The 26,834-nt window shown below is 66.9% G+C and carries 19 protein-coding genes and 1 pseudogene; 18 read left to right on the top strand and 2 right to left on the bottom strand.

Annotated features, from left to right (window positions below; genetic code table 11):
• Positions 1 to 27 precede the first annotated feature (27 nt).
• The 14 genes from ACQ1RG_RS01705 (at position 28) to ACQ1RG_RS01640 (ending at position 20,081) form a co-directional block, all read left to right on the top strand.
• Positions 28 to 1,233 carry an ROK family transcriptional regulator gene (locus tag ACQ1RG_RS01705; protein ID WP_164672065.1) on the top strand — a complete coding sequence of 402 codons (1,206 nt, stop codon included), beginning with the start codon at positions 28 to 30 and terminating at the stop codon, positions 1,231 to 1,233.
• 195 nt (positions 1,234 to 1,428) lie between these two features.
• Positions 1,429 to 2,679 (top strand): ABC transporter substrate-binding protein, encoded by a 1,251-nt coding sequence (locus ACQ1RG_RS01700; protein WP_100227528.1) that lies wholly within the window; start codon positions 1,429 to 1,431, stop codon positions 2,677 to 2,679.
• Between the two features lie 25 nt (positions 2,680 to 2,704).
• Positions 2,705 to 3,610 (top strand): carbohydrate ABC transporter permease, encoded by a 906-nt coding sequence (locus ACQ1RG_RS01695; RefSeq protein WP_009380463.1) that lies wholly within the window; start codon positions 2,705 to 2,707, stop codon positions 3,608 to 3,610.
• Positions 3,610 to 4,521 (top strand): carbohydrate ABC transporter permease, encoded by a 912-nt coding sequence (locus ACQ1RG_RS01690; RefSeq protein WP_009380464.1) that lies wholly within the window; start codon positions 3,610 to 3,612, stop codon positions 4,519 to 4,521. The genes ACQ1RG_RS01695 and ACQ1RG_RS01690 overlap by 1 nt, the downstream gene beginning before the upstream one ends.
• Positions 4,522 to 4,650: 129 nt before the next feature.
• Positions 4,651 to 6,378, top strand: coding sequence for a glycoside hydrolase family 13 protein (locus tag ACQ1RG_RS01685; RefSeq protein WP_009380465.1), 1,728 nt, complete (start codon positions 4,651 to 4,653; stop codon positions 6,376 to 6,378).
• A 12-nt stretch (positions 6,379 to 6,390) separates the two neighbouring features.
• Positions 6,391 to 7,461, top strand: coding sequence for an ABC transporter ATP-binding protein (locus tag ACQ1RG_RS01680; protein WP_009380466.1), 1,071 nt, complete (start codon positions 6,391 to 6,393; stop codon positions 7,459 to 7,461).
• 425 nt (positions 7,462 to 7,886) lie between these two features.
• Positions 7,887 to 9,002: a S66 peptidase family protein gene (locus ACQ1RG_RS01675; protein WP_009380468.1), complete on the top strand. Its 1,116-nt coding sequence runs from the start codon at positions 7,887 to 7,889 to the stop codon at positions 9,000 to 9,002.
• 65 nt (positions 9,003 to 9,067) lie between these two features.
• Positions 9,068 to 10,219: a DUF819 domain-containing protein gene (locus tag ACQ1RG_RS01670; RefSeq protein WP_009380469.1), complete on the top strand. Its 1,152-nt coding sequence runs from the start codon at positions 9,068 to 9,070 to the stop codon at positions 10,217 to 10,219.
• A 175-nt stretch (positions 10,220 to 10,394) separates the two neighbouring features.
• Entirely contained in the window at positions 10,395 to 11,513 is a 1,119-nt protein-coding gene (locus tag ACQ1RG_RS01665) for a dipeptidase (RefSeq protein WP_009380470.1), read from the top strand.
• 382 nt (positions 11,514 to 11,895) lie between these two features.
• Positions 11,896 to 13,326, top strand: coding sequence for an APC family permease (locus tag ACQ1RG_RS01660; RefSeq protein ID WP_009380471.1), 1,431 nt, complete (start codon positions 11,896 to 11,898; stop codon positions 13,324 to 13,326).
• Positions 13,327 to 13,531: 205 nt separating this feature from the next.
• Complete coding sequence (locus ACQ1RG_RS01655) at positions 13,532 to 13,921, top strand: universal stress protein (protein WP_063250040.1); 390 nt, start codon at positions 13,532 to 13,534, stop codon at positions 13,919 to 13,921.
• 1,102 nt (positions 13,922 to 15,023) lie between these two features.
• On the top strand, positions 15,024 to 17,705 hold the full coding sequence (locus ACQ1RG_RS01650) for a DUF222 domain-containing protein (RefSeq protein ID WP_430600438.1): 2,682 nt from the start codon (positions 15,024 to 15,026) through the stop codon (positions 17,703 to 17,705).
• Positions 17,706 to 17,733: 28 nt separating this feature from the next.
• Positions 17,734 to 18,807 carry an LLM class flavin-dependent oxidoreductase gene (locus ACQ1RG_RS01645; RefSeq protein ID WP_430600437.1) on the top strand — a complete coding sequence of 358 codons (1,074 nt, stop codon included), beginning with the start codon at positions 17,734 to 17,736 and terminating at the stop codon, positions 18,805 to 18,807.
• Positions 18,808 to 19,064: 257 nt separating this feature from the next.
• A complete protein-coding gene (locus tag ACQ1RG_RS01640; protein ID WP_009380475.1) occupies positions 19,065 to 20,081 on the top strand; it encodes a C40 family peptidase in 1,017 nt (338 codons plus the stop codon).
• Between the two features lie 316 nt (positions 20,082 to 20,397).
• Here the strand turns inward: ACQ1RG_RS01640 and pepN are convergent, their stop codons facing one another.
• The gene (gene pepN, locus ACQ1RG_RS01635; RefSeq protein WP_009380476.1) at positions 20,398 to 23,298 is read right to left on the bottom strand and encodes an aminopeptidase N; all 2,901 of its coding nucleotides are present in this window, start codon (positions 23,296 to 23,298) and stop codon (positions 20,398 to 20,400) included.
• 85 nt (positions 23,299 to 23,383) lie between these two features.
• On the opposite strand from pepN, the gene ACQ1RG_RS01630 reads away from it, so the two are divergent.
• The gene (locus ACQ1RG_RS01630) at positions 23,384 to 24,526 is read left to right on the top strand and encodes an FUSC family protein (RefSeq protein WP_009380477.1); all 1,143 of its coding nucleotides are present in this window, start codon (positions 23,384 to 23,386) and stop codon (positions 24,524 to 24,526) included.
• A 69-nt stretch (positions 24,527 to 24,595) separates the two neighbouring features.
• Here ACQ1RG_RS01630 and ACQ1RG_RS01625 read toward each other — a convergent pair whose 3' ends face one another.
• Complete coding sequence (locus tag ACQ1RG_RS01625) at positions 24,596 to 25,342, bottom strand: helix-turn-helix domain-containing protein (RefSeq protein WP_009380478.1); 747 nt, start codon at positions 25,340 to 25,342, stop codon at positions 24,596 to 24,598.
• 90 nt (positions 25,343 to 25,432) lie between these two features.
• Here ACQ1RG_RS01625 and ACQ1RG_RS01620 point away from each other — a divergent pair.
• The 3 genes and pseudogenes from ACQ1RG_RS01620 to ACQ1RG_RS01610 form a co-directional block, all read left to right on the top strand.
• Positions 25,433 to 25,747, top strand: a pseudogene (locus ACQ1RG_RS01620) (AzlC family ABC transporter permease); the annotation flags it as partial.
• A 31-nt stretch (positions 25,748 to 25,778) separates the two neighbouring features.
• Complete coding sequence (locus tag ACQ1RG_RS01615; RefSeq protein ID WP_009380480.1) at positions 25,779 to 26,423, top strand: hypothetical protein; 645 nt, start codon at positions 25,779 to 25,781, stop codon at positions 26,421 to 26,423.
• Complete coding sequence (locus ACQ1RG_RS01610) at positions 26,420 to 26,827, top strand: AzlD domain-containing protein (protein ID WP_009380481.1); 408 nt, start codon at positions 26,420 to 26,422, stop codon at positions 26,825 to 26,827. Before ACQ1RG_RS01615 ends, ACQ1RG_RS01610 begins: the two co-directional genes overlap by 4 nt.
• Positions 26,828 to 26,834 lie beyond the last annotated feature (7 nt).

Here is a 26,834-nt window from a genome sequence, read left to right as displayed (position 1 = left end):
CTCGCGACCGGTTACTCTGAGGTGATGGTGACGACGGAGAGAGGGCAGCCGTTCGGACATCGGTTCGCCTCGGCGGAAGAAGGGCCGCGGCACACCGTGCGCGAGTGGAACGAACGCCTCGTGCTCGACCGGCTCTGGGCCGGCGACCCGCTCGAAGGGCTGTCGACGAACGAGCTCATCTCCCAGACCGGACTCACGCGAGCCACGGTGCTCGCCCAGTGCGACGACCTGCAGCGGCGCGGCCTCATCGTTCAGGGACCGCCCGACAGGCAAAGCGGCGCCGGCCGTCCCGGCAAGCGATTCTTCCCGCGGTCGCGCGACGCCCTCTGCGTCGGGGTCGACGCGGGTCTGAATTCGGCGACTGTGGCCGTGGCCGATGTGACCGGCCGCCGCCTGGGCGGAGCCCGCATCCGCTTCGCCGACGACTTGTCCCGGAGTCGCGCGGTGCAGGTGCGCGCCGCCATCGATGAGGCGCTTGCCGCGGCGGAGGCGGACCACGAGCAGGTGCGGACTGTCTGCTTCGGTTTCGCCGCGCCGATCGCCGCCGAGGGGTCGATGGCGATGGAGGACCCGTTCTGGCGTGAAGTCGAAGTCGACCTCAAGGAAGTGCTGCGCGACCTCGATTGGGCGGTCGCGGTCCACAACGACGCCAACCTCGCGGCGATCGCCGAACGCGACGCCGGCACCGTCGATCCCGCCGGCGACTTCGTCGTGCTCCTGGCCGGAGAGCGGTTCGGCGCAGGCATCGTCGACGGAGGGCACCTTCTCACCGGCGCCCGCGGCGGAGCCGGCGAGATGGTCTACCTCGAGCACGTCGAGGGCGTGCGCTCGACCGAAGGGCTGGGTCGGCTCGCTCGGACATGGGCCGAGCAGGCGAATGTCGAACTGTCCGACGACGCACCGCTGCCCCTGGACCCCCACGAACTCATCGCGCAGGCCGCGGAAGGGCGACCGGCGGCGCTGCGCCTCGTCGATGATCTGTCCGACCGACTGGCACGGGTCGTCGCCACACTGTCGAGCCTGCTCAACCCGCAGGTGGTGGTCATCAGTGGGGCCACGGCGCTCGAAGACGAGGTCCTGCTGCAGCGGGCAGAGGAGCGGGTGGGGGACTACGCGCCGATGCCGGTGCGGATCATCCCCTCAGCGCTGGGCACCGACGCCGTGGTGGAGGGAGCCATCGTCGTCGCGCTCGAAGCCGTCCGCGAGACCCTGCGCGCACGACTCGCCGACTGAGTGCCGGACTGCGTTTTCCTCGACGACCTCCTGCTTTCATGGTCCGCTTGCGTGTTCAGAGTTCTCCTGATTGTTCAGTGAGACCCCTTGATTTAATTAATTGAGGAGGTATATTTAAGCGCTATAGAAACAGCACTAAGCATCCGACCATCAGGAGACAACGACGTGTCCCGATCACCGGCCGATCCTCAGCGTGTGAGCGCAACGCGACGCGGCTTCCTCGCCACCGCCGCAGCAGGCACCCTGCTGTCGCTGAGTGGATGCTCCGACGGTTCGACCAGCCGGTCGGACGTCACGCTCTACCAGTCGAAGCCCGAGGCCATCCCCTATTTCCGCGAACTCGTCCGCGTCTTCAACGCCGATGGCACCGGTCCCCGTGCCGTCCACGACACCGCGTCCAACCTCTCTGGGGGCTTCGCCCGCGGGGCGCCGCCCGACCTCGGATGTCTCAACTACAACTTCGAGATGGCGCGCTTCCAGGAGCGCGGAGCGCTCTCGGACCTCTCCGACCTTCCCGAGGCGGCAGCCGTGGCGCCGAGAGTCCAGGACCTCGTCGATCAGTACCCCGTCTACCCCGGGCGAACCAGCGTCATCCCCTATTCCCTCATGGCGGCCTCAGTCCTCTACAACCGTGAACTGTTCGACCGGCATGACGTCGAGGTCCCTGGCACGTGGAGCGAGCTGCTCGACGCGTGCGGGACGTTCCAGGACGCCGGCGTAACGCCGCTCATCAGCACCTACGCCGATGCGTGGACCGTGTCGCAGGGACTCGCCGACTACAGCCTCGGCGGCGGGCTCAACGTCGCCGAATTCTTCGCACAGCTGCGGGAACAGGGCGACGACCTCGGCCCGACCGCCCCGGTGTCCTTCAGCAAGGACTTCTACGACCCGCTGTCGAAGATGCTCGAGCTCGCCGCCTACTCGAATCCGAACGCGGCGAGTCTGGGATACGGCGACGGCAACCTCGCCTTCGCCCGAGGGGAGGGCGCCATGTATCTGCACGGTCCGTGGGCGCTCGGCGAGATCGCCAAGACCGATCCCGACCTCGACATCGGGACCTTCCCGCTGCCGATGACCGAAGACAGGGACGACCTCAGGGTGCGCGTCAACATCGACCTCGCGCTCTGGATCCCCGAAGCCGCACAGAACCCGGTCGGGGCACGGGAGCTCGCCTCCTACCTGCTCGACCCCGCGGTTCAGGACGCGTACAACGCGGAGAACCTCGGCTTCGGCGTGCGCGACGATGCACCGCCGGTCACCGATGAGCGGCTAGTGGAGATGCAGCCGTTCGTCGACCGCGGTGACTTCTACCAGGGGGTGTCCACAGCCATTCCCCGCACGATCCCGTTCGAGAACTACATGCAGGGCCTCGTGCTCGGCGCTGATCTCGAAGGGGTTCTCACGACCCTCGACAACGACTGGGCCAGACTGGCCCGCCGGTCATGAACCGATTCCAACGATGAGGACCACGATGACCACAGACACCCGGACCGGAGACCGACGCCCCGCGCGTCGTCGCAGACGCGGCCCCGATGCCGTCCACCTCCTCTTCCTGCTGCCCGCAGTGGTCGCCTTCACCCTGGCGCTCACCGTTCCCGCGGTGATGGGCATCTTCTTCAGCTTCACCGACTCGATCGGCTTCGGGGAGTGGAACTTCGTCGGCTTCACCAACTACGCCGTGCTCTTCAGCGATCCCGCCATCCTCGGTGCGTACGGCTTCACGATCGGCATCGCAGTGGTCACCGTGATCCTCGTCAACGTCATCGCCCTGCTCCTGGCGATCGGTCTGACCTCGCGGATCCGTGCCAAGAATGCGCTGCGGGCGGTGTTCGTCCTGCCGATGGTGCTGTCGGGGATCATCATCGCATTCGTCTTCAACTTCCTCTTCTCCCGCACCGTTCCGGCCGCAGCGTCGGCCTGGGGGATCGGGTTCCTCGAGGAGAGCATCCTCACCGACCCGAACCTCGCATGGGTCTCGATCGTCATCGTCACGGCCTGGCAGGCGGTGCCCTCAGCCATGCTCATCTACATCGCCGGGCTCGTCTCCATCCCCGCGGAGATCTACGAGGCGGCGGCGCTGGACGGCGCGACATCGTGGTCGCGACTGCGCTCGATCACGCTGCCGCTGATGGCCGGATACATCGCCATCAACGTGGTCATCGGGTTCAAGAACTTCCTCAACTCCTACGACGTCATCGTCGGCCTCACCGACGGTGGGCCGGGCACCTCCACCCGGTCTGTGGCGATGATGATCTTCCGCGGCTTCGACAACGGCGACTACGCCTACCAGATGGCGAACTCGGTGGTCTTCTTCCTCATCGCCGTCGGCATCGCCCTCATCCAACTGCGGCTCACCCGCGGAAAGGCCGGCTCCTGATGTCCGCAACCCCCACTGTGATCCCCGGGTCCAGCGCTCCGACCCGACCGCTCAGCCTCGACGCGAACCGCACCAAGGCGGGAACGCGACGCCGGCGTCGTCGGGGGTTCGGTCTCACCCTGCTGCTCGCTGCGTGCTCGCTGACGGTGCTGGTGCCTCTCTATGTCACCGTCTCCATGGCGCTGAAGTCGGGATCCCAAGCGGTCGACGGAGAGGCCTTCGCGCTGCCGGCTCCGCCGAGTCTCGAAGGCATCATCGAGGCCTGGTCGCTGACGAACTTCCCGCGGGCCTTCGCCATCTCCGTGTTCGTCACGACAGTCACCGTCGTGGGAACCATCCTTCTGAGTTCCATGGCGGCGTATGCGATCTCGCGGAACTGGCACCGCCGAGTCTTCCGCTGGTCGTTCTTCTACCTGCTGGCCGCGATGTTCCTGCCCTTCCCGGTCCTCGCGCTGTCCCAGGTGAAGCTGAGCGGCATGGTCGGCCTCGCGAACCCCTTCGGAGTGGCCATCCTCCACATCCTGTTCCAGCTGTCGTTCTCCGTCATGCTCTACACGGCGTTCCTGCGCGGTCTGCCGGAGGAGCTCGAGGAAAGTGCCCGCCTCGACGGGGCGTCGACGGCTCAGGTCTTCTGGCGGATCGTCTTTCCGCTCCTGGCGCCGATGAGCGCGACCGTCGGCATCTTCTCGTTCCTCGCATCGTGGAACGACTTCATGATGCCCTCCCTCATCATCGCCGACCCGAGTCTGCAGACCCTTCCGGTCGTGCAGTCGATCTTCCAGACCCAGTTCAGCAACAACTACCACGTCGCCTTCTCCTCCTACCTCATGGCGATGGCACCGGCGGTCATCGTCTACCTCTTCACCCAGCGCTGGGTGATGTCCGGGGTGACGCAGGGAGCTGTGAAGTGATCAGAACTCGTCGCCCCCGGCCGCCGCCTGCCGAGCGCGGCCCGTCCGGATGCTCCAGCGAGGAGCCCTCCACGATCGCAGCCTGACCCCAGACCCCGTCTCCGGTACGAAAAGGACACGAATCCCACCATGCTCCAGACATCAGAATCGCACGCGCGACCGACCGCGCTCCTCGCCGATAACGACTGGTGGCGGCAGGCCGCCGTCTACCAGATCTACCCGCGCAGCTTCGCCGACTCCGACGCGAACGGCATCGGCGATCTCGTCGGGATCATCGAGAAGGTGCCCTACCTCAGCGCCCTGGGCATCGACGCGGTCTGGCTCAGCCCGTTCTACCCCTCTGCGCTCGCAGACGGCGGATACGACGTCGATGATTATCGCGATGTCGACCCGCGACTCGGCACGCTCGCCGACTTCGATGCCCTCACCGCGGCCCTGCATGAGGCAGGAATCCGCATCATCGTCGACATCGTGCCCAACCACACCTCCGACAGGCACGAATGGTTCAGGGCGGCGCTCGCCGCAGGCAAAGGCTCCCCGGAGCGCGACCGCTACCTCTTCAGGGACGGGCGCGGAGAGTACGGTGAGCTGCCCCCGTCCGACTGGACGTCGATCTTCGGGGGATCCGCGTGGGAGCCTGTGGGCGACGGCCAGTGGTATCTTCACAACTTCGCCCCCGAGCAGCCCGACCTCGACTGGAACAGTCCGGACGTGCGCGCGGACTTCCTCGACACCCTGCGATTCTGGGCGGACCGCGGAGTCGACGGCTTCCGCGTGGACGTCGCCCATGGTCTGGCCAAGGACCTCCCGCCGGAAGGGACGCCTCTGCCGACTCAGGCCGAACTCGACGCCCTGCCCCACGACGGACAGCATCCGCTCTGGGACCGGGACGACGTCCACGACATCTATGCGGAATGGCGGCGGCTCTTCCGCAGCTACGATCCGCCTCTGATCGGAGTCGCCGAGGCGTGGGTGGACCCCGGCAGGAGGGCTCGCTATGCCGGTGAGGACGGCCTGGGTCAGGCCTTCAGCTTCGATCTGCTGCGCGCGGATTTCGACCCGGAGGTGTTCCGGAGCGTGATCACGTCGAACCTCGAACTGGCGGCCGCTTCGGGATCGTCGACCACCTGGGTGTTCTCCAACCACGACGTCGTCCGCCATGCCACTCGCTACGGTCTGCCGGTCTCCGGGGACAGCGAGCGCATGGGGAAGGAGTGGTTGCTCTCCGGAGGAACCGCCCCCGAGCTCGACGCCGTTCTGGGTCTGCGCAGGGCACGCGCGGCCACGCTGCTGCAGCTCGCCCTTCCGGGTTCGGCCTACCTCTATCAGGGCGAGGAGCTGGGACTGCACGAGGTGCCCGATATCGCCGACGACGCACGACAGGACCCGACCTTCTTCCGCAGCCGCGGAGTCGAGCTCGGTCGCGACGGGTGCAGAGTGCCGCTGCCGTGGACGTCCGAGGGCCCCGCCTTCGGCTTCGGATCCGTCTCGCCGCATCTGCCCCAGCCGGGGTGGTTCGCCGATCATTCCGTCGAACGCGAGGAGAGCGATCCGTCCTCGACTCTGTGGCTCTACCGCCATGCGCTGCGACTGCGCAGGGAGCTGACGGGCAGCGAGCAGCTCGACTGGCTCGAACTCGGTGACCATGTAGTCGGATTCCGTCGGCCGGGCGGCTGGGTCAGCGTGACGAACTTCGGAGCGCAGCCGGTGCCGCTCCCGGACGGCGAGGTTCTGCTCTCGAGCGAAGCGCTGCCCGGCGACGGCACGCTCCCCGGAGCTGTCACCGTGTGGCTGCGGACACCGGAAACCGGCGAGGAGCTGCGGACCTCGGACACCGGCAAGAACACGAGAGCTTGAAGGGCGATCACCATGGCGACAGTGACCTATGACAGTGCGAGCCGGGTCTATCAGCCCGGCAGGAAGCCGGCGGTCGACGGACTCGACCTCCACGTCGAGGACGGCGAGTTCGTCGTCCTGGTCGGTCCCTCCGGCTGTGGGAAGTCGACGAGTCTGAGGATGCTCGCGGGCCTCGAAGAGGTCAGCGACGGGCGGATCCTCATCGGCGACCGGGACATCACCGACGTCCCGCCCAACGAGAGGGACATCGCCATGGTGTTCCAGAACTACGCGCTCTATCCCCACATGAGCGTCGGCGACAACATGGGCTTCGCGCTGAAGATCGCCGGTGTCCCCGCGGCCCAGCGCCGAGCCCGCGTCCGCGATGCCGCGGAGCTGCTCGACCTCGGCGAGTACCTCGACCGGAAGCCCAAGGCGCTCTCGGGCGGACAGCGGCAGAGGGTGGCGATGGGACGGGCTATCGTGCGAGAGCCGAGGGTGTTCCTCATGGATGAGCCGCTGTCGAACCTCGATGCGAAACTGCGCGTGCAGATGCGCTCGCAGATCGCGTCGCTGCAGTCGCGCCTCGGCGTCACCACTGTCTACGTCACCCATGACCAGACGGAGGCGCTGACGATGGGCGACAGGATCGCGGTCCTCAAGGACGGTCACCTGCAGCAGGTCGACTCGCCGTCCGTGATGTACTCGCGACCGGCGAATGTCTTCGTCGCAGGGTTCATCGGCTCACCTGCGATGAATCTCGTGGAAGCGGAGAAGATGGAGTCCGGGGCCGTCTTCGGTGATGCGATCATCCCGGTTCCCAGGACAGCGCTCAGAGCGTCTTCCGGGAACACGATCACGGTGGGGATCCGGCCGGAGGACCTTCGGCTGGGCGAGCACGGCGTGCGGCTGCGGGTGGAACTCGTGGAGGTGCTCGGTGCGGACACGTTCGTCCACGGTCGGCTCGCCGATGCGCCGGAGGCGGAGTTGGTCGTCGTCCGCGTGCCCACGGAAAGTGCTCCCAGTAAAGGCGAGACCGTCCGTGCCCACCCGGACCCCGAGAGGATCCACCTCTTCGATGCGGAGACGGGGATCAGACTCTAGGAGCGCATCCTCCTCTAGGAGCGTGTCTTCGCTGGATGCCCGTCTTCGCTGGGGTGCCACTCCGCTGTCTGCCGCTCGATAGGAAGCTCCGGTTGAGCGTGCATTCTCGCCCACGACGCGGGGCTGGCTAGGAGCATCGCTGATACGGTGGCGGTGATGGAGCAGGGAGAGAACGTCGAACGCGGACCCGTCGGTTTGGTCCGCTCCGGCCCTCAGCGTGCGTCCGAGCGAAAACTCGTCGTCTTTGCGCGAGAGCTCCCCGCCTCCGCGGACGGAGTCCTCGTCCACGCCCGTGAAGTCCCCGCCTGGATGTGCGAGCTCCTCGCCGCGCCGGAGGTCGCCGCGCCGCACGTCGCAGTACAGAGAGTCGCCGCTCCTGAGGTCGCTAAGCAGCGCCCTTCCGATCATGCGGGAGCCGAGGCCGCATGAGGAGTCCGTACCTCGACACTGCGCCGCTGGTCCCGGGCGACACCGTGCGTCTCATCGCACCGTCGGGTCCTGCGGATGAGGACTCGCTGCAGCGCGCGATCTCCCGACTCGAAGCCTGGGGTCTCAACGTCGCCCCCGGTGAGCATGTCCGAGCCCGCCACCCGCGGGTGAGCTACCTCGCCGGAACCGACGCTCAGCGCCGCGCCGACCTCGTCGACGCGTGGTGCGACCCGAACACGGATGCGGTCATCGCCCTGCGCGGCGGGTACGGAGCGATGCGGCTCATCGACGGGCTCGACTTCGATCATCTGAGCAGGCACGGGCTTCGCGCAGACGGGCGCCCGAAGCTGCTTGCCGGGTCCTCCGACGTCACCGCCCTCCATCAGGCGTGGGATCACCACCTCGGCGTCGCGTCACTCTTCTGCCCCATGCCCGGGAACAGTCCGTTCCGCGACTCCGCCGTCGTCGCCGACGAGGTGGCCTCCTGGCTCTTCGAGCCCTGGGGCGGTCGCGAACTCGGGTTCCCGGACGGTGAGCGCTCTGGCGGCGACTCACGTCGGAGATCCAGGACGCTGAGTGTCGATTCGGAGCCCAGAGATCGACACTCCGCGTCCTCAAAGCGCCGACGCCACACGAAGGAACGCCGCTCGGAGCCCCGGGACCCTGCGCCCCCGGTGAGCCGGGCGCGAACGCTCGTGCCGGGCACCGCGATCGGGCGACTCGTCGGTGGCAACCTCAGCCTCGTCGCAGCGGGCCTCGGCAGTCCCGAGTTCTCAGAGCTGCGGGAGCGGCGCGCAGAGCGCGGGCCGCAGATCGCGATGCTCGAGGACGTCGACGAGGAGCTCTACCGGCTCGATAACCTCTTCCTCCAACTCGTGCGCGCAGGCTGGTTCGCCGCGGCGGATGCCGTCGTCCTCGGATCGTGGATCGACTGTGCCCCGGTCGCCGAGGTGGAGGACCTCGTCCTCGGCTTCCTCCGAGGTGCCGGGATCCCGATCGTCTCGGAACTGTGCTTCGGGCACGATCCCGATGCCCCGAGCACGCCGCTCGGCGTCGACGTGCGCCTCGAGGCACCTGCCGGCGATCGCCCGCGGCTGTGGGTGTGCCCGTGAGTGCCCGACTCGCGTGCCCGTGACTTTCGCCGACCTTCCCCTGTCCCCGACCCTGAAAGCACCACATGATCACTGACGGCTTCCTCTTCATCAGCGTCCTGCTCGCTATCTCGGCGGGCCTCGTCATCGCCGCGCGCAGCGGCCGCTTCCGCATCTTCGCCTACGTCCCCGGCTTCGTCTTCCTCTACATCATCGCGGCCCTTCTCAACACCTTCGGCGTATTCGAGCACACAGAGTCGGTCACCGCGGTCGGGGACGGACTGCGTTCGGCGCTGCTGCCGGCGATGATCCTGCTCCTCCTGTTCAGATGCGACATCCGACAGATCATCCGCCTCGGGCCGAAGCTGCTTCTCACCTTCGTCGTCACCGCGGCGAGCATCATCGCCGGCTTCGTCATCGCCTACCTCATCCTCCGCTCGGCTCTCGACCCCGAGGCGTGGAAGGCGCTCGGTGCGCTCAACGCCTCATGGACGGGCGGATCGGCGAACATGGTTGCCGTCCAGGAGATCCTCCGTGCGCCCGAGGACGTCTTCGGCTACGTCCTCATCGTCGACACCGTCGTCTACTCGTTCTGGCTGCTCCTCATATTCTCATCGGTGAGCATCTCCGACCGCTTCAACCGGTGGACGAAGGCCGATATGTCGAAACTCTCCGTCGCCGAGGCGGATGCTGAGGAGGAAGGATCGCTGACCCTGCCTGCCCTCTTCGGGCTGCTCGCGTTCTCTCTCCTCGTCTCCGCGCTCGCCGCCCAAGTGGGCGATCTCCTGCCCGAGGTCGGCGCGGTCATCAATGCCTCGACATGGACGATCCTCATCGTCAGCGTCCTCGGGCTCATCATCGGTTCGACGCGGTTCGGCCAGATCCGAGGCTCGAGCGAACTCGCTACGATGATGCTCTACCTCATCATCGGCATCATCGCCGCCGGCTCCGACTTCACCTCGCTCACCCAGGCGCCGCTCTACCTCGTCGCCGGCGTCATCGTCGTCATCGTCCACGCCGCAGTTATGCTCGTATACGCGAAGCTGACGAAGACCGAACTCTTCAGCATCGCCGTCGCGAGCACCGCGAACATCGGCGGAATCGCCTCGGCACCGGTGGTGGCCGGGGCGTTCAACCGGCAGCTCGTGCCCGTCGGCGTGCTCTTCGCACTCATGGGCACGTTCCTCGGAACGTTCCTCGGCCTCGCCTCGGCGCAGATCATGTCGGGTCTCGGATGACGCCGACTCTTAATGAACACCGCGGTTCAGCATCCACGCAGTGCCGATCCACGCGGAGCCGGATTTCCGCGTCCGGGGCGACGCGGAAATCCGGCTCCGCGTGGATCGAGCGCCGATTCGACCGTTGACCGCCCCGACACACTTCCACACACCCCTACCCCACGAAAGGACTCCCATGACCGACACAACCCCGACCTCCATCACGCTCGACTCGGACCGAACCCCCGACGCGGCCCAGGCCCCCGCCACCCCCGACACAACCCCACCAGTCATCGACGTCTTCGACGGCCACAACGACCTCGCGTGGTGGCTGCGCGAGGAGCGCGGCTACAGCGTCGAGGGGCTCAACGACCCGCAGATCTCGCCGTTCACGACGATGGACCAGCTCCGCGACGGACATGTCGCCGCTCAGTTCTGGTCGGTGTACGTCCACTCGTCCATCACCGGCGCCGAGGCGGTCGTCGCGACCTGGGAGCAGATCGACGCGGTCCGCCGCTTCGTCGCCGCATACCCGGAACGCCTGATGTTCACCCGCACCGCCGCCGAGGTGGTCGCCGCCCGGGATGCCGGACGCGTCGCCTCGCTCATGGGAGTCGAGGGCGGCCAGCAGATCGACGAGTCCCTCGCCATGCTGCGCTCGTACGCCCGCGCCGGAGCCCGGTATATGACGCTGACCTGGTCGACGACGCATTCGTGGGCGGACTCGGCGACCGACGCGCCCCAGCACGACGGACTGAGTGCGTTCGGGCGTGAGGTCGTGGCCGAGATGAACCGGGTCGGCATGATCGTCGACCTCTCCCACGTCGCGCCGAGCGTCATGCACCAGTCCCTCGAGCTGACCACCCTGCCCGTGATCTTCAGCCATTCGTGCGCCCATGCCCTCAACCCGCACCCGCGCAACATCCCCGACGACGTCCTCGACCGGCTGCCCGCGAACGGCGGAGTGGCGATGATGACGTTCGTGCCCTCGTTCCTCTCCCGCGACCGCTGGGACTGGTCGGAGGCGGGGGAGAAGGGCACCGCCCCCGAGGTGACTGTGACTGACGTCGCCGACCACTGCGACTACGTGCGCGAGCGGATCGGCATCGACCACGTCGGCATCGGCGGTGACATCTGCGGCGTCGACGAGCTGCCGATCGGGCTCGGCGACGCCGGCCAGTACCCGAACCTCTTCGCCGAGCTCTCCCGCCGAGGCTGGTCGGAGTCCGATCTGCGCAAGCTCGGCTTCGACAACGTCATGCGGGTGCTCGAGGCGCACGAGGACGCGTACGTGGACTTCCTCGGCGAGGACTGACCACAGAGACCACCGACGACTCACAACTGACCCCTGGGGCCTGCCCATGGCAGTCCTGATGGGATCCTGCCCTCGCCGAGGCGACGGGAACCCCAGCAGAACCCCGCCCTACCCAAGGCGTCGGAGAACCTCGCCGAGGCGGCGGAGAATATATCGCCCTCGAACGCCGACAACCTCGCTGATCTGGGGTTGAATGGGGGCATACGCCTGCGTGAGGCGCACGCGTCGGGGGAGGACAACCTCGGCGGGAGGTGCCGACCGAAGACCCGACGAAGCGTCGAACGGTGGGATATGATGCTGGCCGCGCGATCGATCGCGCAGCCGTTCGCCGAGCGGACGGGTGCGGTCGGGACAACGTCGTCGAATCGAGTACGGAGGAATCGTGAGTCAGAGTGAGAACACGACCGTGGAGGGATCCACGGGACAGGGACAGCCGGAGACCCTCAAACGGGTCATGGGGCCGAAGCTGCTCCTGCTCTTCATCGTCGGCGACATCCTCGGCACCGGCGTCTATGCGCTCACCGGCAAGGTCGCCGGTCAGGTCGGCGGCGCCGGGTGGGCACCGGTCATCCTCGCATTCGCGGTCGCGATGATCACCGCGTGCTCGTACATGGAGCTCGTGACGAAGTACCCGCGTGCTGCCGGTGCCGCCCTCTACGCGCACAAGGCGTTCGGGATCCACTTCATCACCTTCCTCGTCGCGTTCGCCGTGCTCAGCTCGGGCATCACCTCGGCGTCGACGGCGTCGAACGTCTTCGCCGCGAACATGGTCGCCGGTTTCGGCTGGGATCTTCCCGGCAGCGGGGTCATGTGGATCGCGCTGGGCTTCCTCGCGTTCGTCGCGGCAGTGAATCTGCGCGGGGTCGCCGAGAGCGTGTGGTTCAACGTCGTCCTCACCCTCGTCGAGCTCACCGGTCTACTCCTCGTCATCCTCGTCGGGTTCTTCGCGCTGGGCTCGGGCAACGCGGACTTCTCGCGGGTCGTCATCTTCGAGACCGCCGATGACAAGAGCGTGTTCCTCGCGATCACGGGAGCCACGGCGCTCGCCTTCTTCTCGATGGTCGGGTTCGAGGATTCGGTGAACATGGTCGAGGAGACGAAGGACCCGCAGATCTTCCCAAAGATCATGCTCACGGGCCTCTCGATCACCGGCGTCATCTACGTGCTCGTGTCCATCGTCGCGGTCGCCGCGGTGCCGATCGGCCAGCTCGCCGAGAGCGAGACGCCCCTGCTCGACGTCGTCCGCGCCGGTGCGCCGGGGGTCCCGATCGATGCGATCTTCCCGTTCATGACGATGTTCGCCGTCGCGAACTCCGCGCTCATCAACATGCTCATGGCCAGCCGCCTCCTCTACGGCATGGCGAAGCAGAACGTGCTGCCGCCGGTCTTCGCGAAGGTGCTGAGGAACCGGCGTTCCCCCTGGGTCTCGATCATCTTCACCACACTCATCGCGTTCGCGCTCATCATCGCGGTGACGACGATCCTGCCTGAATCCGTCACGGCCTCCCTGGGCGGAACCACCTCGCTGCTGCTGCTCGCGGTCTTCGCCGTCGTCAACGTCGCGGTGCTCATCCTCCGCCGGCAGACAGTCGACCACAAGCACTTCCGCACGCCGACCGTGCTGCCGTGGATCGGCGTGTTCACGTGTGCGTTCCTCGTCGGTCCGTGGGCCCGCCTCGACGACCTCATCCAGTACCAGATCGCGATCGCGCTCATCGGCATCGGCGTGGTGCTCTGGGCCGTGACGTGGCTGTGGAACCGGTCGGTGCGCGGGTCGAGCACCCGCTTCCGCCACCCCGAGGAACTCTCGTGACGAGCGACCGCAGAGCCGTCGAGACAGGTGTCCGCCCTGGTGTCGCGGGAAGACGCGTCAGGGGGCAGGCACGCGGACAGAGGGCGCCGCATGCCGCTGCTGTAGGGTACATCGCTGCGACACGAAACGTCGGCCCGCACAATCCGGGCGATACAATCCGACCCTGCCCGCGCACGCCGGGCTACGAGAATGCGAAGGTGAACCGATGACCATCATCGTGGGCTACGTCAACACCCCGGCCGGCCACGCGGCCCTCGACACCGGGATCAGGGAGGCGCAGAAGAGCGACAGCGACATCGTCGTCGTCAACGCCTCGCATCCGCGGAGGGATTCCCATCGCCTCGCCGAGGCTGAGGTCCGTTCCGTGCGCGAACAGCTGTCCCGTGCGGGGGTCAAGGGGGAGGTGCTCACTCCCGGGAGTGAGCTCGATCCCGCTGAGCAGATCCTCGATACCGCCGCCGAGGTGGGGGCCGACCTCATCGTGCTCGGCACCCGGAAGCGGACTCCGGTGGGCAAATTCCTCCTTGGGTCGACGATCCAGAAGGTCATCCTCGACGCCGAGAGCCCGGTGCTCTGCGTCAAAGCCGCACACTGACATCGGTTGAGGCGGCGCTGACCGGGCGCCGGCTGAGGCAGTGCGTGTCGGCGGCGGCGCGGACCGGCGACGGGGCTGGCGGCGCGCTGGCGGCGGCGTGAGGTCCGGTCGGTCCCGGCAATTCGTCGTCGAGGCGGGCGCGCCGCGCCGACGGTGAGCGGTTGGGGCGATCGGCCAGTGCCACTGGCCTGAACGAGTTCGAGGTCCGGGTTCGACCGGGCGGTGTTGTCGCCTCGGCGGGGATGGTCCGGGGTGTCGCGGCTGCGGTGGTGGGTCGTTTCGGGACGTCGCGGAGGTCTCGGTGGGACGGTCGGGGGCGTAGCGGTCGCGGTGGTGGGCTGTCCGGGACGGTCCGGGGGCCTCGGCAGGATTGTCACCGGCGAAGCGCGCCGTCATGGTTCATGAAAACGTCATTGGTCGCAACTCCGTGCGCGTCCGCTCTCGCGCGACCCATCGAGCGGATCGCTGTCCTCGTAACCGCGTACATTGCGCGCCCAGAGAGGTCGACGACCCTCGGCTCGCCGGTGCCTGCGTCCCGGTGGAGCTCGCGAGTCATCCCTGCCGGCAACACGATGAGTCGCCACAGCTGCGATGAGTGCGCAGAGGGGACGTGAGGCGATGTCCGAATGTCCAGGCCAGCACCGGCCGGGGGTCCGCTCGCCCCCGGCGCACGGCAGTATCGCCGCCGTCGAGCGACAACCCCACTTCCGGTCTGTGGGGCCGTATATCTCCTGCCGCGTCAACCTCGTTTATCGATCATGTAATGAATTCAAACGGGAGAAAGATTTCTAAAAAAGTCGAACAAATATCTGTACAGATTTGCTGTGTGGGTGTAATATCGATCACACAAGGACGTACTCGGGGATCGGACACGGAGGTCATGACTCTCACCCCAGATCGCAGACGCGACAAGCGGAAGGACCGGCGCACACGGCCCGCTTCTCCGCGCGTGTCCCAGGCTGCGGGTGGAGAGTCCGAGGTGCCCGCAGGATTAGCTCTCGGCCCGACTGCGCTCGAGAACTCGGGTCTCGACCCGTCGGAGCATCCGGTTGTCGGCGCGGAAGACGGTCAGGGGGAGATCGCCTCGGCGAAGGATCCCGCGATGTCGAGCGGCCCCATGTCAGACGGCTCAGCCTCCGACGACTCGACACCTGTGGCTTCGGCGGCTTCTCTCGACTCAGCGACTGTGCCGACACCCAAGCTCAACTGGAGGGCTGCGCCCGACGATGAGGAGGCGCAGGAGGCGTTGAGGCGACGCGCGGCCGAGATCGACGCCGAACAGGAAGCATGGATGCGGCAGAAGCGCGAGGAACGAGAACGCGCAGAGCAGGCCAAACGGGCCGCGGCGGCAGCCGCCGACCCGGAATGGGCGGGCCTGGTTGAGACGCCGTCCGCTCCTGCGGACCCGGACGACAGCTCCTCGCGAGGCATCGGCGAGTGCACCACACGAGACGATGACGAGTGCTCCGCGCGTGACGTCGCAGACGATGGTGATCCGGCCTCCGAACCCGACTACAGGATCACCGACGAGGATCGCGCGTGGTTTGCCGAGGAGAACCGGAAGTCGAGCGAGTTCATCGCTCACAAGCAGAACGATCTCATCGAACGGCAGCGCGGTATCCTCGGAGGTCTGGGCTCCGGCCCGTCGGATGGTGAGGTGGGCATGGGGTTCGCCAGCGAGCCACCGTGGTTCACCCCGCGCGAGCAGGCGAGCAGAGGATACGGGACGCAGGGGTGGGGCGGCGTCGACCCGGTCGAGGCGGGGTGGCCCGGCGAAGCCAACGTATACGGACATGATCGCTCGACGGATGACGAAGCATCCGATGCCGCTGCGGGACTTGAGGGGACCTCGGATGTCGAGGGGACCTCGGCGCCTGAGAGGGCATCGGGGCCAGCTTCGCTCGGGGAGGGTGGAGACGCTGGGAGTCCCGAGCCCGTGACCGCCGAGGCGAGCGGCATTCCCGTCGATTCCGACTGCGACGCCGCAGACGCCTCTCCGCTTCTCCCAGCGACGGCGTGGTCAGACCTGACGGCAATGGCTCCGGAGATGACGGGAAGCATCGAGAGTCTCCGAACCCTGGTCAATGATCTCGAATCCTTCGAACGGCCGATGGGCCCGGACGAGGCTGTCACCATGCTCGACGGAATCGAAACGCTCAACCGCCTCACCGAGGCGCTCTCCGTCGTCACGCTCTCAGTCTTCGAACGCGTCGGCACCCCGCGCGACTACGGTGCGAAGTCGACCCGTGATCTCGTGAAGAATCGCCTCGGCGTCTCCGCCCGAGAAGCGTCTCGACGGGTCGATCTCGCCGAGCAGCTCGGCAGGAGAGTCACGGTCGCCGGTGAGTCACTCGAACCCGTGCATCCGATCGTTGCCGACGCGCTGCGCACGGGGACTCTCTCGTCCGTGCAGGCAGAGGTCATCATCCGCTTCCTCGGTGAGCTCAAGCGAAAGGCCACCGATGACCAGCAGCTCGAAGCGGAACGGATCCTCGTGGAGAAGGCTCCGTTGGTCCACGTCAGGGATATCCGAATCCTCTTCAACGAGATCCTCAAATGGCTTGACCCCGATGGTGAGCTCCCCGACGAGTCGACGCCGAGAGAGGACTTCTGTGTCAACCTCCGCGCGCGCAAGGATGGGACTTGGGACCTCAGGGGACGCCTGGATTCGGTGACCGGTGGCATCATGCACGGCCTGCTCACCTCCCGCATGCAGACCGATGAAGCGATGCAGACCGATGAAGCGATGCAGACCGGCGATGGATGGCGAACTGGAAACGACGCATCAGAGGCAGGAGACTCGCCGGCGAGCGATGACGCGTCACAGAGCGATGACGCATCGGCATGTGATCACGCGAAGAATGCTGACGATGCCCTGGCGCACGGCGCAGCGGGGCAGACTGATGATGTCCTGACGGTAGGTGCGGGGCAGCAGGACGATGCTGTCGTGGACGAAGCCGTCCGGCTCTTCGAAGACGTGCTCCGCGGTGACCGCTACGATGCGATCGACCCGACGCCCGAACTTGCGCCGGTCGGTTCCGCGCCGACTGACGCTGACGGCAACGACATTCCTGCCGGATACGGCGTCCGCGAGGACGGTACGCCGGTACCCATGGCCTCTGAGCAGCCCAGCGTGCGCAACCGGATCTATGAGAGGTTCTCGACGATCATCGGACGCATCGAAATGGGCCGTGTCGGTGCGGGCGCTCCGTTCGCTCTCGTCGTCACGGCCAAGGCCGAGGACATCGCCACCGGATGCGGGCAGGCGACGACCGGAGCGGCTGAGAGCTTCCCTATTTCGGCGGCGGTTCGCGACGGACTCAACGGCGCAGTGTTCTTCCACCTCATGAGCGAGAAGGGTCGGACGGTGAGCGTCCAGACAGAGAACCGGTACGCCAATCGGAACCAACTGACGATCCTCGCCGCGAGAGACCAAGGGTGCACCTTCCCCGGATGCGAGACACCCCCGGCTGGTGCGACGCCCACCACATCGTGCCCTGGTCCGAGAAGGGCAGAACCGAGATCAACAACCTCACTCTGGCCTGCAGTGCGCACCACCATCTCATCGACAAATCCGACTGGCACACGATCATGCTCAGAGACGGGCGACCGGCCTGGGTGCCTCCTGCAACCATCGATCCCGAACGCAGACCGATCCTCCATTCGAGGTTCATCGCCGGCGAGATCGCCGACACGCTCTTCCGTTGAGACCGATCCGGACGTCGAGGGGACAGGTGCGTCCCGAGGTCGAATCCGCCCGGCAGTGACGCAGCTCATGGAATGAACCCTCCCGGAACCCTGTTGCCTTGAGCATGGAGCTTTCTCTTCTCGATCTGGTCCCCGTGCGCGTCGGCCAGACCACGTCCGATGCCTTCGCGGCGTCTCACGAACTTGTCCGCCGGGCTGACGAACTCGGCTACACCCGCTACTGGGTCGCGGAACATCACAACATGCCGTCGATCGCCTCGACGATGCCCGGTGCCGAACTCATGTACCTCGGTCAGGGCACCGAAAACATCCGCCTCGGCTCGGGCGGAGTGATGCTGCCCAACCATGCGCCTCTCGCCGTCGCCGAGCTCTTCGCCCTCCTCTCCGCGATCTACGGTGATCGGATCGATCTGGGAATCGGACGCGCGCCGGGCACGGATCCGATCACATCGGCGGCCATGCGGGGCCACCTCGGCGAGGGGCGGATGGTCGACCGGCAGGGGCAGACCATCGACCCGGTCGAACAGTTCCCTCAGCACGTGATCGACACCCTCTCCCTGATGACACCGGAAGGCGTCCGCATTCCACTTCAGGGTGGACGCGAGCACACGCTGCGGGCCACTCCGGCACCGACCGAAGGGACCCAGCCGCTGCCATGGCTGCTCGGTTCGTCGGGGTATTCGGCTCGGCTGGCAGCTGAGCTCGGCATGCCGTACGTGTTCGCCAATCACTTCGCCGCCGGTGCGACGACGGGGATGAAGATCTACCGCGACAACTTCACTCCCGGCGCCTACGGGGACGAGCCGCGCACCTTCGTCACCGTCAATGCCGTCGTCTCTCCCACCGAGGACGAGGCGCGACTGCACTCCGAACCCTTCATGCTGCAGATGGCACGGCTGCGCACGGGCGGACAGATGGGCCCGCTGCGCTTGGCCGGCGACGACGTCCGCTCGATCATGACCGACCAGGAGCGCATGGTCGCCGAAGAGCTCTCGAAGAACTGGATCATCGGGGATCCTCAGCAGGCCAAGGGCCAGCTCGAGGAACTCGCCGACCGATTCGGAGTCGACGAGGTGATGATCCAACCGGTCGCCGGTGCGATGGAAGGCGAAGAGCTGCGTCACGATGCCGCGCGGATCCAGACCATCGACCTGCTGGCCGAGGAGTTCCTCCGCTGACGTCCGAGGCGATCACCCGCTGACCCGAGACAATGTCCGGATCAGACAGTAGGATTGTTCGCGTACATCGTTTCGATGCTCACGCGATCGATCGCCATCGGTCGGTTCCGTGGGTCGCGAAACTCATTCGGCGGCTTCCCCCGCGCGGGTGCGACCATTGGTCTCGCTCGCAGACCGAAAGAGAATCTATGCGTACGAGAATTGCTGTTTCGGCGGCGCTCGGGCTCGGACTTGTGTTCGGAGCCGGCGCTCCTGCCATGTCGAGCAACCAGTCTGCTCCTGCCAACGCGTCGACCAACCTGGCTGCGGCGGTCGTTCCCGGTCAGGAACTCGAGCCGATCAGAGACGGAAAGATCGAGAAGGGCGAGACGGCCTACGTCGACGTCACCGTCGCCACGCTGTGGAAGGACTCGAAGGCGCCCCGCAAGGTCGACAAGCCCGCTCTGGGCAAGCCGGTCGACCTCGACAAGTGGAACGAGAACCTCAAGAGCACCGAGGTGCGTCGTGGCCTCACCGGCAAGGCCGAGACCCAGGCCGTCTACGGTTCCGAGGTCACTGTCCTCGAGACCAAGGGCAGCTGGGCCAAGGTCGCCGTCACCGACCAGTCCACACCGAAGAACAAGAAAGGCTACCCGGGCTGGCTGCCGACCAAGCAGCTCGTCGAGAACGACCGGTTCGGCAAGCTGAAGAAGGACCAGCCGCGCGCGGTCGTCACCGCTGAGAAGGCCAAGTTCGAGGGCATCGAGTTCACCAAGGACGTCGGCGCGGATCCGAGCTTCAACGTCGAACTGCCCCTCATCGCCCAAGACGTCGAGGACGTCCGCGTCGCACTGCCCGGCGGCGGAGCCGCGTGGATCGACGTCGACGACGTCAACGTCTTCGACATCGGTGAGAAGCCGAAGAAGCCCTCCGGCGACGACCTCGTCAAGACCGCCAAGCAGTTCGACGGCCTCCGCTACCTGTGGGCCGGCGTCTCCGCCTACGGCTTCGACTGCTCCGGCTTCACCTACTCCGTCTACCGGGCGCACGGCATCGACATCCCGCGCGACTCCGGCGACCAGGCCAAGGTCGGCAAGAAGGTGTCGTCGAAGGACCTCAAAGCCGGCGACCTGCTCTTCTTCTCGACGAGTTCGGGCACGGTCCACCACGTGGGCATGTACATCGGCGGAGGGAAGATGATCCATTCGCCGAACGCGTCGAAGACGGTCTACGTCGTCGACTGGAAGGACTGGGACAAGGGCAACGAGTTCTCCGGAGCCCGCCGCATCCTCTGAGAATGATCGGTGGTGCCCTCTCGCCGAGGTGGTCGCCGACTTGATCGCTCACTGGTCCTCCCAGCGGACCGATCGGTGGTGCCTCTTCGCCGAGGTGGTCGCTCCCGAGCCTTGATTATGGGCCTGACCTTCGCACAGTGCGAAGGTCAGGCCCATTGCCGTTGAGTGGGGCTTCCGCCGAGGCAGTCGGTAATCCGCTCACCGCCTCGGGCCGCAGTTACCGCGGTCGCGCCGAGACCGCAGTCGCGCCGACACCGCAGTCGGGCGGCAACCCTGCCCCGCGTCGCGCGACGGCGCACTGACCGCGACTGCCGGCTCAGTGCCGCGAGGTCTGGCGGGCCTTGAGGTAGATCGCCCGAGCGAGATCGTCACGACGCTCGATGAGCAGGCGCCGCAGCGCCGCAGGGGCATCAGGATGGTCGGCGAGCCACGCGTCGGTCTTCTCGACGACGCGCTCCTCGTCGACCGACCACCGCGGATAGAGGCCGAGCACCAGACGGCGGGCGATCTCGATCGAGTTGTCCGCCCAGAACCCGGCAAGCCGCTCGAAGTACTCATCGACGTACATCTCCGTGATCGGCAGCGCCGAAGGAGCGACGAAGCCGGAGATGATCGCCGAGAGCACATCGTTGCTCAGCGACCCGGTGACGACGGTCTCCCATGCGCGCATCTTGACGATCGGCAGCGGCAGGGCGGCATTGGCGGTCTCGGCGCGCAGGCGTCCCGAGGAGCTCTGATCGAGGTGGGTCTCGCGCGCGATGTCCGTCTGATCCGCCCACCCGAGGCACACGAGCGCAGTCATCGCGTTCCATCGCAGGGCATGGTCATTGATGAGACCACGGAACGGCAGGGAAGCCGCTGCATGCTCGGCGACACCGTCCCGATCAGGATGGGACGCAGTCCCGCCCGATCCGGACCCGCTCGACCCGTCTCCCGAGGCGATCCGGTCTCCTGCGGCTGATCCGTCGTCCTGACCGCTGCGACCACCTGTGCCCGCAGTCGCCTCGTCGACGATCTCGGGGCTCATGCTCTCGATCTCCTCGCCGATCGGCACGGCGAGGACCTGAGTCGCAAACGCCCGACCCATCGCGATCGACGGACTGTCATCGATGCATCGCGCCGTCCGCGACGTCAGCGAGAGCACGAGATTGGCCAGATGCAGCTGCGCATCCGACCCTGACTTCGCCGTCGCCAGCGCATCAAGCGCGGCACCGAGCAGGCCCGAGATCGCGGTCTCGAAGTTCCGCTCCGCCACCCACTGATCGAGACAGAGCAGCGCCGTCTGGCTCAGGCCGGCCATGATCCCCGCATGGCTCTCCTTGCCGAGGCTGCGGGCATAAGCAGTAAGGTACCGTTGCACGGGCAGCAGCCCGTCGCGCACCGCATTGTCGAGCGCCGACCATACGAGGGCCCGTGAGAGCGGGTCGGCGATCCTCGAGACCGAGGTGATCGCCGCCTCCGTCGAAGCCTCATCGAGACGCACCCGCGCATAGTTGTGATCGGCGTAGTTGAGCAGCGCGATCTCACCACGCGTGCGCCCGACGAGCTGCTCCACCTCGGCGGACTCCCCGTCGAAGTCGAACTTCACGCTGTCAATGGGGACGATGTCGCGCCCCGACCGCCCGAGCGTGGCGATCTCCAGAGTGTGCGGGCGCAGCAGACGCGTGCCCTCAGCCGAATCCGACTGTGTGATCGTCGCGCCCGTGATGCTCGCCCGGGGGTCGTGCTGCGGGCCCGACCCGGCCCGACCGGCAGTGTTCGCAGTCGACTCGTTCCGGGACCCGGCCCCCGCCGAGGTGGTGTCGTCCTCGGCGCTCGTCGTCAGAGCGAGCGAGAGCTCGGAGACGCCCGAGGTCCCCAGCCACGCGTCCGCCCAGCCGGCGATATCACGGTCGGGGGCCGCCTCAGCGAGGCAGTCGAGGAAATCGGCGAGTTCCGTGTTGCCGAAGGCGAAGCGCTTGAAGTAGAGCCGGGATCCGGCGAAGAACGCCTCCCGACCGACGTACGCGACGAGCTGCTTGAGCACCGAGGCGCCCTTCGCGTACGTGATGCCGTCAAAGTTGAGCTTCGCGGCCTCGACGTCGGGGATGTCGGCGACGATCGGGTGCGTGGTCGGGTAGAGGTCCTGCATGTACGCCCACGCCTTGCGGCGCAGCGCGAACGTCACCCATCCGTCGGTGAACCGCGTCGCCTCGGCGAGCGCGAGGCCGCCCATGTAGTCGGCGAAGGACTCCTTGAGCCAGAGATCGTCCCACCACTTCATCGTCACGAGATCGCCGAACCACATGTGAGCCATCTCGTGGAGGATGACGTTGGCCCGCGACTCGTACATCGCGTCGGTGACCTTGTCCCGGAAGATGAGGGAATCGGTGAAGGTGACGAGTCCAGGATTCTCCATCGCGCCGAGGTTGTACTCGGGAACGAAGATCTGATCGTACTTGCCCCAGGGGTAGGGGTAGTCGAACTCGGCGCTGAAGAAGTCGAGGCCCGCCTTCGTGATCCCGAGGATGTCGGCCGAGTCGAGATGATCGACGAGACTCGCCCGCGTCCACACGCCGAGGTCGACCGTCTCGCCTGTGACCGGATCCGTCCACGTGTCCGTCGCCCCCTCGTAGGGGCCTGCGGTGATGCACGTGATGTAGCTCGACTGCTTGAGCGTCGGTGCGAAGAAGTGGGTGACGGCCGCGCTGCCGTCCCCGCTCACCGTCTCCCGGCTCGTCTCGACCTGGTTCGACAGCACCTGGAACGACTGTGGGGCGGTGACGCTGAAGACGAACTTCGCCTTGAGGTCGGGCTGGTCGAAGTTCGCGAAGACCCGCCGGGCATCGGTGGGTTCGAACTGCGAGTAGAGGTAGACCTTGCCATCGGCGGGATCGGTGAATCGGTGGAGTCCCTCACCCGAGGTGGAGTACCGGGTCTGCGCCTCGATCGTCAGGGTGTTCTTCCCCTCACGAACGGGGAACGTGACACGGGCACCGTCGAACACCTCGGCGGGGGAGAGGTCCTCCCCGTTGATCTGCACAAGTGAGACAGAGTCGGCGATGATGTCGATGAAGGTCTGGGAGTCGGAGCGAGCCTTGAACTCGACGACGGTGCGGGAGGTGAAGGTGTCGGCATCGGACTCGGCGTTGCTCACATCGATATGGACGGTGTAAGTCTTGACCTTGAGCAGATGCGATCGGCTCTGCGCTTCGTCTCGGGTCAGGTTCGTCGTCATTCTTCAGCCTCCTCGGCGCACAGACTTTAGCATGTCACAATTCCGGTAATCTGAGTACAACGAGCGCGAGAGGGGGCCGGACCGGATGGCGAAGACCCAGGTCAGCGGGTTGATCAAGCGAGGGTTCAACATCGTCGCCCACCGCCTCCGCCTCGGCTTCAGGCGCGTGTGGGCGAACTCCGGACAGCTCATCCAGATCCCCATCGCGGCCACCGCCGCCTACGCGTTCTGCGTCTACATCCTCGGCCACCCCTACCCGTTCCTCGCCGCCGTCGCCGCCGCCGTCGGCATCGGACCCGTCGCCGATCGCCGCCTGCGCCGCTCGCTTGAGATCGGCATCGGTGCGACCTTCGGGGTGCTCGTCGGCGAGGTGCTCGTCAACATCTACGGCAGCGGCATCTGGCAGCTCGCGCTCACCCTCATCATCGGCCTCGTCATCGGCACGGTGCTCAACTCCGGCGGCATCTTCATCACCCAGATCGCAGTCCAGTCCGTCTACGTCGTCGTCGTGCCCGCCACCGCGACGACCCTGCCGTTCCCGCGCACGCTCGACGCCCTCGTCGGCTCACTCTTCGCGATCGTCCTCGCGCTCATCATCCCCCGCGATGCCCGCAAGGTCCCGCGGGCACTCGCCGCGAACCTCCTCGACGAGGTCAGTGCTGTGCTCACAATGATGTCGAAGGCCCTGCGCGACGCCGACACCGAACTCGCGATGCGCGCCCTCACCCGAGCCCGCGAGACCCAGGACATCATCGACTCGTGGGGCTCGTCGCTGCAGGTGTCGAAGGAGGCGGCGAAGATCAATGCGCGTGGTCGCCGTCATGCCGCCGAGGTGACCCGGCTCTCCCGTGCCCACACATACTCGGACCGGGCGATGCGCACGATCCGCGTCATCGCCCGCCGCGTCGTCGGCATCACCGAGCTCGGCGTCGAGAAGCCGATCATCGCCGACTACGTCGAATCCCTCGCCGACGGAGCAAAGAAGCTCGAGATCGCGCTGCGCCGGGGAACCGACAGATCGCTCGCCGAGGTGGCCCTGTCCGAAGCCGCCGGCGAACTCGATCCCAGGGCGGAGAAGAGCTGGGACATCCACGACGAATCCCTTGTCCTCCTCCTCCGGCCCGTCGCCGCCGACCTGCTCCAGGCGGCCGGCCTGACGAACGACGCCGCGCACGAACGCCTGCCCTCGCTCGCCGAGGACAAGGCCGACGGTCCGCCGGTCGAATAGGGCTGCGGCTGCCGAGCGGCAAAGGGTGGGGCTGGGCTGAGGCTGCCAAGCGGCGAGCGGCGGGGCCGGTCAGCGGCTCTCGACGACGAAGATGCAGTTCGTACCGGGCTCGAGGGCTGTGAACGAATGCGGCTGATCGCCCGGGTGGACGAGGTAGTCACCGGCGACCAGCTCGAACGACTGGCCGAGCGCTTCGATCCGTGCCGCCCCGCGACCGACGATGACGTGCTCGATCGTGCCCGCCGGATGCGGATGGGAATTGCGTGATTCACCGGGTTCGGCCTGGATGAAGTAGATGTCGCGGCGTGCGGTGGGCGGAGACGCCGAGAGCAGGGTGGCGACATAGTTCGCCGTCGTCGACGGCAGGCTCGGCATGTCGCGAACGTGGTGGAGGGCGATCTCCTGCTGTGGGGGATCGAGCAGCCGTGAGAGCGGGATGTCGAGAGCAGCGGCGAGGGCCCACATCGTCTCGAGGCTCGGGTTGGCCGTTCCCGCCTCGAGTCCGGACATCGTCGACTTGCCGATGCCGGCTCGGCGCGCGACCTCGGAGAGGGAGAGTCCGGCCCGCTGCCGTTCGCGCTTGACCGCTGCTGCGACCTGGGCTCGCGGGGTCGACGAGTCGGTCGCGGTGCTGTTGTCGTGGACGCGGTTCTCGTGATCTCCGCTGACTTGGTCGACGCTGCCCTGGTTGCTGTCGGCGTCGTTGCCGCTGCGCTGGTCGACGCTGCCCTGGTCGACGCTGCTGTCCTCGACGTTGCCCTTGACGGATGGGTCTCTCGTCTCGGGACTGGGGGAGTCGTCTGCCGCCGCGCTCATGCCGTTGCTCCGCTCATACGATCATCTTAGCTGTCGTTCATTATTCCGCACTGCCGTTCCGGTTGACGAACCTCTCTCGCGGTGTGCACTATGGTGAACATGAGTTCATCATTCCGCACGATCGAGCGCATTCTGCCGTCGTCGACCTACCGGGCAGTCGCCATCATCACGGTGACGATCGTCGCCGTCGCGCTCTCGTACGGTGCGATCTCGCAGGTGTCAGGCTTTGCGTGGTGGCAGACGCTCATGCTCGCGGCCTTCGCCCTCGGCGGTGCCGCCGAGTTCACCTTCGTCGGAGTCATCGCCGCCGGTGGAGCGCCGATCCTCGCGGTTCTCGCCGGACTGCTCGTCAATTCTCGCAACTTCGCGTTCGGTATGGCCGTCGGTCCGTTCTTCCCGCAGGACTGGCGAGCTCTCATCGCCGCGCACTGGATCAATGACGAATCGACGGCAGTGGCCCGCACAGGGGGGGAACGACCGCCAGCGGTGGCGGGCGTTCCTCCTCATGGGAGTGGCGATCGCGATCATGTGGCCCTCGGGTGCGGTCGTTGGGCAGTGGCTCGGCAGCGTCATCGACGCCGACATGCTCGGTCTCGACGCGGCGTTCCCGATCATCCTCTTCTGCCTCATCCGCGGCGATCTGCGGAACCGTTCGACGCTCTGCCTCACACTCGCCGGCATCCTCGTCGCAGTCTGCCTCACGCCGATCCTCCCGCTCGACCTCGGGGCCGTGACCTCGCTGTCCGTCTTCGCCTTCGTCGCCCTCGGCTGGTTCGTCCGCCGAGCGGTGAGGGAGAGGAGGACGCGCAGAACTGTGCCCGGCCACGAGGCGCGCAGAACTGTGCCCGGTTACGAGGCGCGTGGAACGGTGCCCGACCACGAGGCGCGTAGAACGGTGCCCGACCAGGAGGGGTGTGGAACGGCGCCTGACCACGAGATGGCCGTGCCCGTCGAGGTGCGACGGTCGAGAATGTCCGCCGAGTCGCTGCCACCGACAATGTCCCAGCCACCGACATTTTCGCAGCCGCCGACCATGCAGCCCCGCAGCACAGGCCCGACCGAGAGCGAGGAAGCGCAGTGAATCCGACGACCTTCCTCATCGCGCTCGCCGCGCTGAGCATCGGCACCTACGTCATGCGTTTCGCGGGAGTGAAGGTGGGCGCTGCGCTCGCCGTCCGCGGACGACGGGGAGCGCAGGTGACGACGGGATCTGAGGTGAGCACCGAAGCCCCGACCGCCTCGGCGAGCGATCCCGACGAACCGACCTCGCGGGTCACGGCCTGGATGGACAGGGCCACCGTCGTGCTCATCGGGGCGGTCTTCGCGACGACGGCGGTCTTCGACGGTCAGGCGCTCGCCGACCCGGCGCGCCTCATCGGCGTCGGAGTGGGCGTTCTCGCCGCGGTGGTGCGTGTGCCGATGCTCGTCTGCGTCATCCTCGCGATGGCGGTGTGCGCCGGGATCCGGTGGACGGGCATCCTGTGAGTTGCCC

It is taken from the genome of Brevibacterium sp. K72 (genome assembly GCF_050562175.1).
Taxonomy (GTDB): domain Bacteria; phylum Actinomycetota; class Actinomycetes; order Actinomycetales; family Brevibacteriaceae; genus Brevibacterium; species Brevibacterium casei.
This window is presented reverse-complemented; position numbering and strand designations above follow the sequence as displayed.